The following is a 14,995-nucleotide window of genomic DNA, read 5'->3' as shown; positions in this document are numbered from 1 at the left end:
ATCCTTTGCTAAAGAGGGTTAGCGCCACTGCCGCGCTGGAAGGGTCACGGTGACGGCAGGGCCGAGATCCGTGGCGGACCGGCCAAGCGCGAAGCGATAGGTTCCCGCGGCCATACTCCAGCGGCCGCCCTTACTATCGGCGAGCAGGCGCAGTTCGATGGGGATGGTTGCAGTTGCGATCGCGCCTGACCCGACAGCCACCTTGGCAAACCCGGCAAGGCGCAGCGTACGTCCGGCGGGCGTGGAAACGAGGTAGAGCTGGGCCACGTCGCTGCCTGCGCGCATCCCCGTATTGCGGATCGTCGCGGTCGCTCGGGGGTTCGCACCACCGACGATCTTTACCGCGCCGTGCTCGAAGGTCGTATAGCCGAGGCCAAACCCGAACGGGAACAGCGGCACCGCCCCCTTGCGTGCGAACCAGCGATAGCCGACGTCCGCGCCCTCGATGTTGTAATCGATCGGATAGCTCTTGCCCGCCGCTAACCCGGCGGCAAAATCGCGGTCGATCATCCCCGCATAAGGTAGCGCCGGCCGCGGCAGCTGCTCGATCGAGGCCGGGAACGTTACCGGCAACCGACCCGACGGGTTCACGTCGCCGAACAGCGTCGCCGCGATCGCATCGCCGCCCTTCGCGCCGCCATACCACGCCTCGAGCACTGCCCCCGTCCGCTCGAGCCAAGGCATCAACACCGGGCCGCCGGTTTCCAGCACGACGATCGTCTTGGGATTGGCAGCGGCGACCGCGGCGATCGTCGTGTCCTGCCCCCCAGGCAGCGACAGATCGGGCACGTCGGCACCCTCGCTCATCCACTGCGTTGCGAAGACGATGGCGACGTCGGCGCGGCGCGCGGCCGCGGCGGCCTCAGCAGGATAACGCCCATCGACGAACGTCACCTTCGCCTTGGGCGCCAGCGCACGGATCGCCGCGAGCGGCGCGGTGCCGTGAAAGGTCTGGTTGTTGTATTTGGCGAGGGGGCCTTCGCCGCCCATCGGCAATGATACCGCCGGCCCTCCGACGGGCTGGACCTGCGTCGATCCGCCGCCTGACAGAACGCCGGCATCGGCATAGCCACCGATCACCACGATCGAGCCCACGTCCTTCGACAGCGGCAACAGCGCGTTCCGGTTGCGCAGCAGCACGATGCCCTCGTCCTCGACCGCACGGGCGATCGCGGCGTTTGCGGCAAAATCGATCGGCGCCTTCACCGGCGGGTTGGCATCCAGGCCGATCGCATAAATCGAGCGCAGGATGCGCCTGTTCATGTCGGCGACGCGACCGGCGTAGGCGGGATCGCGCGCCGCGGCCGCCGCCAGCGGCGCGCCGAAGAACACCTGCTTGTCGATTTGCGCACCCGATTGCTGGTCGAGCCCGGCGAGCGCGAAATCGGTGGCGCCGACGGCGCCCCAGTCCGACATCACGAAGCCAGGATAGCGCCAATCCCGCTTCAGCACGCGGTTGAGCAGATAGTCGCTGCCGCACGCCGGCGCGCCCTCAACGCGGTTGTAGGCGCACATGACCGCTCCGGGCTTACCCTGGTCAATCGCGATCTCGAAGGCGAGCAGGTCGCTCATGCGAAAGGCATCGTCGGCGATCCTGCCGTCCACCGCATGCCGCCCGGTCTCCTGCGCGTTGAGGGCGAAATGCTTGACCGTGGAAAGGACGTGCTGCGACTGCACGCCGGCAATCGCTGCGCCGCCCAGCACGCCGGAATGCAGCGGATCCTCACCGAAATATTCGAACGTCCGCCCGTTGCGCGGATCGCGCATCAGGTTAATCCCGCCGCCCAGCAGAACGTTGAAGCCCTTCGCACGCGCCTCGCCCGCGATCATCGCGCCGCCACGACGGATCAGACCGGGGTTCCACGTAGACCCCATCGCCGTCGCCGACGGCAATGCCGTCGCGCCGTCCTTGCGCAGTCCCGCGATGTACGACACGCCCAGGCTCGCATCGGTTTCAACCAGTGCCGGCACGTCGAGCCGCGGGATGCCGGTGACATAGCCCGCGCCCAGCACTGCCTCGGCTGGTATCGTCACGTTCGGGATCAGCGGGATTGCCCACAGGCCGCGGGTCAGCACCGTCCGTTCATCGGGCTGCATGCGTCGTTCGGTTTCGGCTGCACGTCGATCGGCGTTCGCTTCGCTGGTTTGCGGGGACCGGGCGGTTTGCGCGCCTGCCGATCCGGCGGAGCCCAGCAGGACGGCAAGCGCCACTGCGCGGGTGTACCGAAATGTCATCATGCTTACTCCCGATCGCGCGGTAACTTGCATACGCGCTTGACAGTATGTTTCAGACAGACAATGCTTGTTGTCAAGCGGCACGGACCGCGAATTGGGTGAGGAAAAGACGATGCGTGGATTGGCGCTGCTGATTGGTTCAAGCGTGCTGGCATGGGCCGGTAGTGCGCAAGCACAGACCGTTACGAAGACCGATGCTCAGGCTACGACTCCGCAGGTCGACGCGAGCTCTGCCGACGGCGACATCGTCGTCACTGCACAGCGTCGCGCGGAAAACCTGCGCGACGTCCCCATCGCAATCACCGTCGTCAACGGCCAATCGCTGCGCGAAACCGGTGCGAACCAGCTGGCCGACATCACGCAGCGCGCCCCTAGCCTCAACTTCACCGCCACCCCTGGCGTGCCCAATTTCGCGATCCGCGGCGTCGGCACCAACTCTTTCGACTATGGCATCGAGTCTGCGGTCGGTATCGCCGTCGACGACGTCAACATCACGCTGCCGCGCTACGTCCCGCTCAATTCGCTGGCGGATGTCGAGCGCGTCGAGGTGCTGCGCGGGCCGCAGGGGCTGCTGTTTGGAAAGAACACCACCGCCGGCCTCATTTCGATCACCACCGCGCGGCCAGAGCTCGGCACGTGGAGCAGCAGCGGCCGCGTGCAGGCCGGCAGTCGCGACCAGGTTCAGTCGCAGGCAGTGGTGAACGTGCCGATCGGCGATACCATGGCGTTGCGCGTTGTCGGCGGGTATCAGTTTCAAAAGCCGTCGACGCAATTGGTCGGCCCTGGCCGGCTCGACCCGGTGCGGCGCTGGTTTGGCACCGGCAAATTGCTGTGGAAGCCGACCGACCGACTGACTCTTTATGCGATCGTCGACAACCAGAACAACAGCGGGATCGAAGCCTATTCGACGATCCGCAAGTTCGGCGGCAACGACCCGACGCCAATTCCCGCCGCGTTCCGCCCGCTGGCGCCTGCCAATTTCGTCTTCGCGCAGAACACTGCGCTAGGCGTCGTCGCCTCCCCTACAAACAACAAGACCGCGATCGGCAGCACCAACGTCGTGCGCGACGAGAAGAGCTTTGGCGCGCAGCTGTCGGTCAATTACGATGCGGGTCCAGTGGCGATCACGTCGGTCACCGCCTATCGAAACCTGAAGGCGCGTGCGAACAACGATGTCGACCAGACGCCGGTGCCTTTCTTCGACACCAACATCGCCAATTCGCAGTCCTATCAGCTGTCGGAGGAGCTCCGCCTTTCCAATGCGGGCCATGGGTTCGTCGACTATACCGCAGGCCTTTATTTCTTCCGCCAGCATATCGACGCGCAGATTTTGCAGGATGGTACGTTCGGCGTTTTCCCCGCCAGCTTCCCCGTGCGCCTGTCGCCGGTCAATGGGCAATCGAACTTCAACTACACGACTAAAAGCTATGCCGGCTTCGCGCAGCTGACCTTCAACCTGACCTCGCAGCTCCGTCTGATTGCCGGCGGTCGCTACACGCGCGACGAGATCGACTCGACGACCACCGTCACCGCGGTACCGGGCGTGTGTAACCTCGTCACCTTCCTGCTCAGCGGCGGCCGGCGCTGCATCGGCGCCCTCGCCGCGCCCATTTTGGCGGGTCGCAACGCCAACGGCTTCTCAGGGCGCGCGGGCATCGAATATGCGATAGCGCCAACGGCCAATCTCTACGCCACCTACACGCGCGGCTATAAGGGGCCGGCAATCAGCTCTGCGGCAGGGGTCGCATTCAACGTCGACCCGGAAAAGGTCGACGCTTACGAGTTCGGCGGGAAATTCGACCTGCTCGACCGCAAGCTGAGCCTCAACGTCGCCGGCTTCATTAACAACTTTCGCGATTTTCAAGCGCAAGTCTTTGATCCTACGCTGAATGGCGGCCTGGGCTCATTCCGCACCGGCAACGCGAGCGAACTGAAGACCCGCGGCGTCGAGGCGGAGGCGATCGTCCGACCCGCGCGCGGCATCAGCTTCAACGGCGGCATCACCTATCTTGACGCGCAATACGGCAATTATAACGTCGCCTGCTTCTCCGGACAGACCGCCGCGCAAGGCTGCACACTCGCTGGCCCCAGTTTCAATGCCGCGGGCACGCCACTGGTCGGCGCCTCGAAGTGGACAACAAGCCTCGCCGCCAACATCGATCAGCCGATCGGAAACGACCTGAAGGTCTTTGTGACCGCCGACTGGCGGTATCGCAGCCGCTTCTTCTACGCCATCAACGATCCCAATACGATCCAGTCGGGCTATTCACTGGTCAACGGGACGATCGGTATCGGCGACATCGGCGATCACGCCCGCTTCAGTGTGTTCGTCCGGAACCTGTTCGACAAGCGCTACGCCGCTGCCATCTTCCCCGGCAACTTCTCCGCCGGACAATATGTACAGACTTTGCCTGACAATGCCTTCCGCCGGATCGGTGGCGCATTCGGGTGGCGCTTCTGATACGTAAGGCCTTGTCTCGTGCAGCGTGACCGGCTCATGCTTTTATGAAATGAGACGATGATGATGAGCGAAACGAGGCCTAAGCGACGGACGCAGGAACAGCGAACGGCGGAAACCCGCGCGGCGCTCTTCGAGGCAGCAGTGCGCGCGATCAGCCGGCTAGGATACACGCGCGCCAGCAACGCGATCATTGCCGACGAGGCTGGGATTAGCCGCGGCGCAATAACCCATCATTTCGCGTCCCGCGCCGCTTTCATCGCCGAGGTGGTGCGTTGGGTCTTTGACGCAGAGGTGGTCGCCTATCGAGAACTGCAACGCGAGCGGCAGATCGGATCGCGCGTTTCGGATTGGCCGCGCATTTCCTGGGAGGTGTTGTCGCGGCCATCGGGCATGGCGGTCCTCGAGATCTTCGTCGCCTCGCGCAGCGACCCCGATTTGGCGACGCTCATCAAGCCCGTGCAAAGCGCGATTGAAGAGTTGGCAGCAAAGGCATTCCGCGACCGGCTCGGAACCACCGTCGTTGATAATTCGGCGATCCGCCTAGTCGTCTGGGCGATGCGCGGGATGTCACTGGGGCGCGAGTTCATCGATGATCCCCAGGCAATGCAGGAGTCGGTAGACTTGCTCGCGTCGCTGCTGGAGCGAGCGGCCCCCAACGGCACGCTGGAGGAGCTGCTGCCGTTGCCAAGGGGCTGACGCTGGATCAACCGCGACGGCGACCAATGATGTGCCAATAGCCCACCGGCATGAGACGTTCGATCACAGCGACCAATTTGGCATCCTGCCCGACCAGAATACGTGGCTGGCGCCGTTCGATACCGCGCACGATGATCTCTCCCGCCTGATCTGCGTTGAGTCGCAACACCTTCTGGAAATGCGCCTGTTGCCTGGCGGCCTCGGCCGCATCTACCGCCGCGGCCGCACGGGCATTCGTCGCGATGCCGGTCCGCACGCCACCGGGATGAACGACGCTCACCCCGACCGGCGACCCCGCCGCCTCCAATTCATGGCGCAGCGCCTCCGAAAATCCGCGTACCGCAAATTTTGCTGCAGCATAGGCGCTTTGACCCGGGGGTGCGATCAGGCCGAACAGGCTCGACAGGTTGACGATCTGGGCCTGCGGCCGCCGCTCGAGCACAGGCAGGAACGCCCGGGTCATCCGCACCACACCCTGCAGATTGATTTCGAGCAGCCAGTCGAACTCCGCCTCGGTCAACTGGGCAAACGTCCCTGCCAACGCTACGCCGGCGTTATTGATTACGACATCGACCACGCCATGCGCTGCCGCAACCTCGTCGGGAAAGCGCGCGACGGCGCTCCGATCTGCCACGTCGATCCGATGGCAGGTCACGCGAACGGCGTCGCCGATCAGCCCCGCAGTTTCGGCAAGGCCGGCCTCGTTGACATCTGCGATGGCAACATCGCAGCCCCGAGCCGCCATTGATCGCGCGATCGCACGCCCGATCCCGCTTGCCGCACCGGTGACGACCGCGACCTTGCCGTCCAGCATCAGTCGAGCGCTCACACCGCCACCCCCGTTGGCGTCGTTCGCGCATAGCTAAAGCGCAACACGCCATCGTCCATTTGCCCCGTCCGCAGCGCCCAAAGATCTTGCACGTAGTTCTGCTGCACCCGCCAGGGCGCACGAGCGCCCTGGCGCGGAAGCAGCGCGGCGGCACGCTGGACGTAGCCGGAAGTCAGGTCGAGGATCGGCGGCTCTTCGGTTGGCGCTGCGGGCGCAACTGGTACCACGCTCGTCGCACCGCGGGCCGCCATATGGTCCAGTAGACGGCGGACGAACTGCGAAGTCAGGTCGCACTTCAGCGTCCATGATGCGTTGGTATAACCGATTGCGAAGGCAAGGTTCGGCACCCCGTCCAGCATCGCGCCCTTATAGAGCAGCCGACGTCCCGGATCGACGACCTCGCCATCGACCGTGATCCGCGCCCCTCCCATGAGCTGCACCTTCAAGCCGGTGGCGGTGACGACGATGTCCGCCTCCACCGCCCCGCCCGACGCGAGGCGCAGGCCGCCCGGTTCGAACGCCGCGACCTCGTCGGTCACGATCGACGCTTGCCCCTTGCGGAGCACCTTGAACAGATCCCCATCCGGCACCAGGCACAGCCGCTGATCCCAGGGATCGTAGCGTGGTGTCAGATGCGTCTCTATGTCGAAATCGGGACCCAGCATCGCGCGCTGATGCTGCGCGATCTTCTGCTTCACCACATGCGGCTTGCGACGCGCCATCGTGTAGACGAAGCTGCCGTAGAGGATATTCTTCCAGCGGATTGCCGCCCCCGCCGCGCGTGCGGGCAGCCAACGTCGCATCGTTTGCGCATGCATGTCTCGCGACGGGCGCGAGACGATATATGTCGGCGACCGCTGTACCATGGTGACGTGCGCGGCCCCCATTTCTGCAAGCGCCGGCACCAGCGTAACCGCGGTTGCACCAGATCCGATCACGACGATGCGGCGATCTGCGATGGTGAGCGCGTTGGGCCAGAATTGCGGATGAACGATCTGTCCCGCAAACGTCGCCATACCCGGCCACGTCGGCGCATGTCCGGCGGCATAATCGTAATAGCCTGAACACAAGAACAGGAACCGGCAGGCAACCTGCCGCACGTCGCCCGCCGCTTCGTACGTCACCGTCCATACAGCGTCCGCCGACGACCAGTCGGCTGCGGTAACGCGATGCTTCAGGCGGATGCCCCGATCTATGCCGTACTCGGCGGCAGTATCGCAGATATAATCGCGGATGTCGGCGCCGGCAGCGATCGTGCGGTCGCCCGTCCATGGCCGAAACGGAAACCCCAGCGTCGCCATGTCTGAGTCAGATCTCAGGCCGGGATAACGGAACAGATCCCAAGTGCCACCGATCGCATCACGCGCTTCAAAGATCGCCCAGCGACGATGCGCTTTGCCCTTCGAGATCCAATAAGCGGCGTCGATGCCGGACAGTCCCGCCCCTACGATCAGAACGTCAAGTCGCTCCATATCCGTCTCCGCTTATCCTCGCGGCATATAAGTGACAATGCTGGTTGTCATTGTCAATTGGACTATGGAAGGAGCATGACGACAACGACTGTAAAACGCTGGACCGGCAGATCGCTTGATGCGCGCCGGGCCGAACGACGCGAAATGTTGATCGCGGCAGGTGTGCGCCTCTACGGAACGCAAGGGTTCCACGGTACCGGTGTCCGGGCGATCTGCCGAGAGGCCGGCCTGACCGAGCGTTATTTCTACGAAAGCTTTGCGAATGGCGAGGAACTACTGCTGGCGGCTTTCAACGAAGTCATCCAGGCGCTCCTCACCCAAATAGTTGAAGCCGACGAACCGGGCAAATCTGCCAAGCATCGCGTCCGGCGGATGCTAGGCGCCTATTATGCCGCCCTGCGCGCGCATCCGGCGGCCGCGCGGGTGTTTCTGATCGAGATTGTCGGGGTGTCGCCTGAAATCGACGATGCGATCCGCCAGTCCATGCATGATCTGTCGTCCCCCCTGTTCGCTGCGCTGGCCTCAGATCAGAACGGCCATTGGCGTGGGGACCCCTTATTACGGCGTGGAATTGAGGGCGGTCTTCTCCATATCGCGTTGGACTGGGGAGCTAACAACTATATTCACTCCGTAGATACCGTGATCAACGCCGCTTGGCCACTTTGTCTGGCCGCTATGTCTAGGCTCGACGACGACGCAGATATGTCTGGGTGACCCAAAAACGGTCATCAAGAGGCGCCGATGCGCTTCCCGGGACCAGACGTCCGTTCATGAGGAGGCTGGCTCGACCGCTACGTCAAGCTTGCGCGGCGATCGCCGCGCCCGAAAAGAGCGCGATGATCGATTGAGCGGCATCGATCCAATTGTCCGTGCACCCGATCATCGGTAAGCCGACGCCTTGCTATCCAGCGAAGGCGTTCGCGTCGAGTGAGCCCGCCGCGCGTAGCAGTGTCGCCTCGTACACCAGCAGATCGCTGCGACTGGCGGCGAGCGACAGCTGGGCGGCGCGGAGGCTCTGGTCGGCGATGACGATGTCGAGTGTGTTGCGCAGGCCGTAGGCGTATTCGGCCTTGATGCCGGCGAGCGCCTTCTCGGCGGCGGTGACCGCGGAGGCGTCCGCAGTGACGCGCGTGCGGGCGGCGGCGAGGTTCGCCCAGGCGGTGTCGACATCGCGCGTCGCGTCGCGGCCGGAGGCGTCGACGTCGTAGCCGGCGGCCCGCGCGCTCGCCCGCGCTTGACGGACCTGCGATGCAACGAGCCCGCCGGTGAGGAGCGGCACGCGCAACGACACGCCGGCCGCCGCGCTCCGCGCATAGCCGTCGCCGAATCCGCGCCGTGAGCCGAGCCCATAGGAATAGCCACCGACGAGGTCGACGCTGGGCGCGCCGTTCGCCCGCGCCACGCCGATCCGGGCGTCGGCCGCCTCGCGCGCGGCGACTGCCTGTCGGTATAGCGGGTTGCGTGCGAGGGCGGCGGTACGCGCCTCGTCGCGCGAGGCGGGAAGATGCAGGAGATCGGCGGCCGGCATCGCCAGATCACCCGCGTCACGGCCCACCACCGCGCGGTAGCGGGCCGCCGCCGCCTCGCGCGATGCTTCGGCGGACGCCTGCGTCGAACGGGCCGAGTCGGCCTGCGCCTCGAGCCGCGCGACGTCGGTCAGCGTGCCGGTGCCGAGGCGGAAGCGCGCGTTCGCCTCCGCGACCTGATCGTCGAGCAGCTTGATCTGCGCCCGGGCGATGGCGAGCGCCTGCTGCTGAAGCAGCAGGTCGGCATAAGCCTCGACGACATCGGATAGGACCAGCGCCAGCGTATCGCGCAAACCCTCCTCGCCCGCGCGCACGTCGGCGCTGGTCGCGCGCACCGCGCTCCGCACGCGACCGCCGGTCCAGATCGGCAGCGTCGCTGCGGCCGAGCCGGTGCCGCCGCGGCCGTAGTCGAAGCGATCGTAGCCCAGGCTGGCGTCCGCCGTGGCGGTCAGCCGGCCGAGCGAGCGCGCCTGCTCGGGCGTTTCGGCTAGCGCCTCCTGGCGGGCGGCGGCACCCGCCAGCGTCGGATTGCCCGCCATCGTCGCGCGCACCGCCTCCGCCAGCGTCTCCGCCGCCGCCGGCGTCGCCGCGACGAGGGAGGCGGCGGCGAACAGCCAGGCCCTAGTCATGGCGCAGGGCCCAGGCGGGGGTGGCGCGCGAGGCGCGGACCGACTGACCGAGCACGGTCGCCACCGCGATGATCGTCGCGAGCAGCGTCGCGCCCAGGAAGTAGAGCGGCGACAGTGCGATCCGGTCGTCGAAGCCCGCGAGCCACGTCCGCATCGCGAACCAGGCGAGCGGCCAGGCGAACAGATTGGCAATCAGCACGGGTTTGAGGAACTGGCCGACGAGCAATCTCACCACGTCGATTGACGACGCGCCCAGCGTCTTCCTGATCCCGATCTCGCGCACCCGCCGTGACGTGGTGAACGAGGCGAGCCCCCACAGACCGACGCAGCCGATCGCCACCGCGAGGACCGATCCGATCCCGAACAGGTTCGCCATCTGGTCGTCCGACTTGTAGAGCAGGTCGAGCGACTGGATCACCGTGCGCGCGTCGAACGGCACCGCCGGCGCCTCCGCGCGCCACGCGGTGCGCGCCGCCTCCAGCATCGCCTTGGCGTCACCGTGGAAGCGGACGATCGCCACGCCCGATTCCACCGGCTTCAGCTGGAAGACGTAGACGGTCGGCGAGACCGGCTCGCGGGGGGAGTCGACGCGCATGTCCTCGACGACGCCGATGATCGTGCGCGGCGTGTCGCCGCCGATCGTCTTGCCGATCGCGGACTGCGGCGAAGCAAAGTGGAAAGCGCGCGCCGCGCTGCGGTTGATGACGATCGCCGCGATCCTTGTGTCGACGGACGGGTCGAAGATGTACGACGCCGGATCGACATCGGCGGGTCGCGCCGGGTCGAAGAGCCGACCAGCGAGCAACCGGGCACCCAGCACGTCGAAATAGCCGGGCATGACGTGGTAGCGTTCGGCGGAGACGCCGTTCCCTGGAATGCCGGGAATGGCGAAGTTGGTGGTCGAGACGAAGAGGCCCCGACCTGGCACCGACTCGCCGGCGCCGACCGCGCGCGTGCCGGGAAGCGCGGCGAAACGATGGAGCAGGCTTGTACGCTGACCGGCATCGAGGCCGTCCCTGCCGAACGAGCGTACGAGCAGCAGTTGCTGCCGGTCGTAGCCGACATCGGCGCTCCGGACATGGCGCGTCTGCGCGGCCAGGACCATCGTCCCAACGATCAGCGCGATGGTGATGGTGAACTGGAACACGACCAGCCCCTCGCGGATGCGCGAACCAGCCGTGCCGCCGCCGGGCGAGCGCGACGCAGCGAGCACCGCCGCCGCAGGCACCCGCGCCAGGATCACCGCCGGGTAGAGGCCGGCGACGATGCCGACAATTAACGCGAGAACGAGGAGCGGCAGCAGCACGCCGTTCCAGCCGACGTAGTCGATCGACAGCGTCAGACCCGTCGCGGCGTTGATGAGCGGCACGCCCAACTCGGCTAGGCCGAGGCCGATCACCGCCGCGATCAGGGCGGTCGCGACCGCTTCTCCCAGGAAGTGCCGCATCAGCGTCGCGCGATCGGCGCCCAGCACCTTGCGCATCGCCACCTCGCGGGCGCGCAGACCCGCCCGCGCGGTCGCCAGGTTGACGTAGTTGACCACGGCGATGACGAGCGTCAGCAGCCCGATGATGCCGAGCGTGGCGACCATCAGCGTCGCGCCCGGAGTCTCGAAGCGGGTCTCGGCGAAGGGCTTCGCCCACATCGACAGCGTGAAGTTGTCGCTGTCGGGCGTCTCGTTGGTGACATGCCGGTCAGTGACGGCCTTCATGGCGCCGTTGAACCGCTCGGCCGCCGCCGCGTCGGGCAGCCGCACGAGGGTGAGCGGGCCACCATAGTTCCACTGGAAGAATTCGGCGTTATCCGGCTTCGTTCGGTCGGCGGGCAGCACCAGCGGCGCCAGCAGGTCGAAGCGCAGTGCCGTGTTCGCCGGCAGGTCGTCGATTACCGCGATGACGCGGTAGGCGTGGCGCTCGGTGCCGATCGTCACGGGGAGCATCGCCCCGATCGGCGACGACGAGCCGAAGTATTTGGTCGCAGTGCGCTGGGTGATGACGACCGAGCTCGGGTCGCGGAAGCGGACCGGCAGGGCACCCTCGACCGTGTTGAGGCGCAGCACGTCGAACACGGCCGGGTCGACCAGCGCCAGCCGCTCGCTGACGCCGACGCCGTTCCTGACCACAGTGGCGTTGCGGCCGAGCACGCGCGTGCCGACCGAGCCTGGCAGGTCGGCGGCAATCGCCGACCAGGCGGCGACCGGCGTCGACTGGCGCCCGCGCACGTTCTCCAGCGTGTCGCCGGTTTTCGACTCGATCAGGTAGACGTGCTGATAGTCGGGCAGCCACGTCTCGAAGCTGGTCTCGAAGCGCACGTAGAGACCCAGCACCAGAAAAACGGCGATGCCGAGCGCGAGGCCGCCGATGTTGAGCGCGGCGTAGAGCTTGTGGCGGACGAGCGAGCGCCAGAAGCTGACGAAGGCGAAGCGGTTCATGGGTAGGCGCTCCCGACTACGACCGCGGACTGCAGCGGACCGAGCCGCTGCCGCTCTTCGACACGCGGCAGTCGGCCGTGCCCTCGACGCGCACAGAGCCGCTGCCCGAGGCGTTGATCGTCGCGTGGCGCGACGCGCGGGCGCGGACCGACGACGAGCCGGACGCGTCGATGTCGAGGTCGCCCACCCCGACGCGCGTGGTGTCGACCGAGCCGGAACCCGACGCGTCGATCCACAACTGCGGCGCGCTGCCCGACGCGGTGACCGATCCCGATCCGGTAAGCGACAGCCTCGCTTCGGTGGCGCGGAGCCCTTCGATCACGATGTCACCCGAGCCATTCTCCTCGGCGGCGAAGCGCGGGCCGACCGCGGCTGTCGCGCGGATCGACCCGGAGCCGTCGAGCGTCACCGCGACGAGGCGCGGCAGCGTCACGGTGACCGTTGCACCACGATCGTGCCAGGAGCCCGGCAGCCGCCCGACGTGGAGCGTGTTCCCCCGCGTCTCTACGCGGAGCGCGGCGATGGCCGCGGGATCGCCGGTGGCGACGACCGAGGCGGCGGCGCCGGCAGTGACGATCACGCGGTCGCTGCTCGAGAGCGTCACCGCGTCGAAGCCCAAGGCAGCGAAGCGGCGCTCCTCCGGATCGGCGGCGGCGAGCAGCATGGGGACGAGGACGAGCGGGGCGAGGACGATCTTGCGCATGGGAGTTCCTGTTCAGATCTGACGGGCGACGGAGGCGACGACGCGGCCGTCGAGCATGTCGATGCGCCGGCCGACCATGTCGGCGTGGGCGGGGCTGTGGGTGACCATGACGACCGTGGCGCCGGCCTGGTTGAGGCTCTCCAGAATGCCCATCACCTGCGCGCCGTTCTCTGTGTCGAGATTGCCGGTCGGCTCGTCGGCGAGGATCAGCTTGGGGTCGCCGACGATCGCGCGGGCGATCGCGGCGCGCTGCTGCTGGCCGCCCGACAATTGGTGGGGATAGTGGCGCGCGCGGTGCGAGATGCCGACGCGGTCCATCGCCGCCTCGATTCGGCCGCGCCGATCTCCCTTCCCGTCAGTACGGTAGGCAAGGCCGAGCTCGACGTTCTCGGCGATCGTCAGCTCGTCGATCAGGTTGAAGCTCTGGAACACGAAGCCGAGCGTGCGGGCGCGGAACTGCGCCAGTGCCTTCTCGTCCTCCACCGCGAGGTCGCGGCCGTCGAACAGGTAGCGGCCACCGGTCGGCCGATCGACGGTGCCAAGCGTGTTGAGCAACGTCGACTTGCCGCAGCCCGACGGCCCCATGATCGCGACGAACTCGCCGGCGGCGACCTCCAGGTTGATGTCGGCGAGCGCGGTGGTCTCGACCTCGTCGGAGACGTAGCGGCGCTGGATGCCTTGCAAGGTGATCATCGGCGTTGCTTTCACTTGAGGTTGATCGAGGCGGACTTGTTGAAGCCGCTGGTGTCGGAGGTGACGATGCGCTCGGCGGGCGCGAGGCCGGACAGGATCTCGACCTGCTCGGCGTTGCGACGGCCGATCCTGATCGGGCGACGGACAGCGCGGCGGCCGCCGTCGTCGAGGACGTAGGCCGCTGCGCCGCCATCGCTGTCGAGCCAGCCGCCAACGGGGGCGACGATCGCCGGCCGCGCCGCGCCGAGCGTGATCCTGGCGTCGAGCGCCTGGCCGCGATTGAGCCCGGCGGGTGGGATACCGCGGAAGCCGAGCTCGACGCGGAAGCGGCCGTCGGTAACGGCGGGCAGCACCTTGATGACGAAAAGCTTCAGTCCGTCTTCCGCACTCGCCGGCTGACCCACCGCGACACGGCCGAGGAAATATTGGTCGACATCGGCGACGAGCTTCCACTGACCCTCGCTGTCGACCTGCCCTGCCGGATCGCCAGGCTTCAGGGCCTGACCGGGCTGGATGGTGAAATTTGTCAGCCGCCCCGTCGCGGGCGCGCGCAGCGTCAGCGCGTCTAGGCTGTCGCGGACCGCGGCAAGGTTGCTCGACAGCCGCGCGCGCGTCTCGGCGAGGCGGCCGGCCTGGAGACGCGAGATGCCGCGCTCGGCGCCTTCGGCGGCGTGGAGTTGCGCGGATCGCTTCTGCTGATAAATCGCCTCCTCCTGGTAGCTTTTAAGCCCGGCATCGGAGACGAAGCCCTGATCGTGGAGCTGCTGGCGGATCTGCAGGTCGCGGCGCGCCTTGATGAGGTCGTAGTCGGCGCCTGCTACCTGCGTATCACGGTCGCGCGCGCCGCGCTCGAGGCTCAGGTCCTCTCCCGACACGGTGCCGAGCTGCGACGCGATCGCCGCCTCGCGGGTCAGGATGTCGAGCTTCAGCTGCGGGTTGGCAAGCGTCGCCAGCGGCTGCCCGGCGACCACCGCCGCGCCGTCCTGGACCAGCAGCCGCTCGACTTGGCCACCAGAGATCACGCCGACGAAGGTCGAGACGCTCGGCGCGACGGTGGCGCGGACGGGAACGATGTCGTCGAACGGCACGCGGGCGACGGCGCCGGTCTCGACGTCGGCGGTGGCCACGTCGGTCGAATTCGCTGACGGCAGCAGCCACCACAGCGCGGCGAGCGCGAGGACGAGGAGCATGCCGCCGCCGACGAGCTTCTGTCGGCGACCGAGGCCGCGGCGTCGCTCGACGCGGCGGTCCATGTCGGCACCGCTCGCCGGAGCGGAGGGAGAGGAGACGATCAAGGCCGATGATCCATGCCGGTGTCCG

11 protein-coding genes are annotated in these 14,995 nt (G+C 67.0%); 3 read left to right on the top strand and 8 right to left on the bottom strand.

All coding sequences use genetic code 11. From position 1 onward, the window contains the following. Positions 1-18: 18 nt before the first annotated feature. The gene (locus AC07U4_RS00825; RefSeq protein WP_495194097.1) at positions 19-2,097 is read right to left on the bottom strand and encodes a beta-glucosidase family protein; all 2,079 of its coding nucleotides are present in this window, start codon (positions 2,095-2,097) and stop codon (positions 19-21) included. Between the two features lie 250 nt (positions 2,098-2,347). Here AC07U4_RS00825 and AC07U4_RS00820 point away from each other — a divergent pair, with 250 nt between their 5' ends. After that, positions 2,348-4,696, top strand: a complete 2,349-nt coding sequence (locus AC07U4_RS00820; RefSeq protein WP_495194096.1) for a TonB-dependent receptor — start codon at positions 2,348-2,350, stop codon at positions 4,694-4,696. 57 nt (positions 4,697-4,753) lie between these two features. Further along, complete coding sequence (locus AC07U4_RS00815) at positions 4,754-5,392, top strand: TetR/AcrR family transcriptional regulator (RefSeq protein WP_495194095.1); 639 nt, start codon at positions 4,754-4,756, stop codon at positions 5,390-5,392. A gap of 7 nt (positions 5,393-5,399) precedes the next feature. On the opposite strand, the gene AC07U4_RS00810 is transcribed toward AC07U4_RS00815, so the two are convergent. Next, positions 5,400-6,206 (bottom strand): SDR family NAD(P)-dependent oxidoreductase, encoded by an 807-nt coding sequence (locus AC07U4_RS00810; protein ID WP_495194094.1) that lies wholly within the window; start codon positions 6,204-6,206, stop codon positions 5,400-5,402. 11 nt (positions 6,207-6,217) lie between these two features. Further along, positions 6,218-7,693, bottom strand: coding sequence for a flavin-containing monooxygenase (locus AC07U4_RS00805; RefSeq protein WP_495194093.1), 1,476 nt, complete (start codon positions 7,691-7,693; stop codon positions 6,218-6,220). 75 nt (positions 7,694-7,768) lie between these two features. Here AC07U4_RS00805 and AC07U4_RS00800 point away from each other — a divergent pair, with 75 nt between their 5' ends. Continuing rightward, positions 7,769-8,407, top strand: coding sequence for a TetR/AcrR family transcriptional regulator (locus AC07U4_RS00800; protein ID WP_495194092.1), 639 nt, complete (start codon positions 7,769-7,771; stop codon positions 8,405-8,407). A 187-nt stretch (positions 8,408-8,594) separates the two neighbouring features. Here the strand turns inward: AC07U4_RS00800 and AC07U4_RS00795 are convergent, their stop codons facing one another. The 5 genes from AC07U4_RS00795 to AC07U4_RS00775 are packed head-to-tail and all read right to left on the bottom strand — an operon-like array spanning position 8,595 to position 14,970. Beyond that, positions 8,595-9,848, bottom strand: a complete 1,254-nt coding sequence (locus AC07U4_RS00795) for a TolC family outer membrane protein (protein WP_495194091.1) — start codon at positions 9,846-9,848, stop codon at positions 8,595-8,597. After that, positions 9,841-12,279: an FtsX-like permease family protein gene (locus AC07U4_RS00790; RefSeq protein ID WP_495194090.1), complete on the bottom strand. Its 2,439-nt coding sequence runs from the start codon at positions 12,277-12,279 to the stop codon at positions 9,841-9,843. The genes AC07U4_RS00795 and AC07U4_RS00790 overlap by 8 nt, the downstream gene beginning before the upstream one ends. A gap of 16 nt (positions 12,280-12,295) precedes the next feature. Then, positions 12,296-12,982, bottom strand: a complete 687-nt coding sequence (locus AC07U4_RS00785; RefSeq protein ID WP_495194089.1) for a head GIN domain-containing protein — start codon at positions 12,980-12,982, stop codon at positions 12,296-12,298. A 12-nt stretch (positions 12,983-12,994) separates the two neighbouring features. Further along, positions 12,995-13,675, bottom strand: a complete 681-nt coding sequence (locus AC07U4_RS00780) for an ABC transporter ATP-binding protein (RefSeq protein WP_495180946.1) — start codon at positions 13,673-13,675, stop codon at positions 12,995-12,997. A gap of 11 nt (positions 13,676-13,686) precedes the next feature. Next, on the bottom strand, positions 13,687-14,970 hold the full coding sequence (locus tag AC07U4_RS00775) for an efflux RND transporter periplasmic adaptor subunit (protein ID WP_495194088.1): 1,284 nt from the start codon (positions 14,968-14,970) through the stop codon (positions 13,687-13,689). Positions 14,971-14,995: the final 25 nt, after the last annotated feature.

It is taken from the genome of Sphingomonas sp. GW821-FHT02B09 (genome assembly GCF_059421875.1).
The sequence above is the reverse complement of the archived record's forward strand: the minus strand, read 5'-3'. Positions and strand labels throughout refer to the sequence as shown.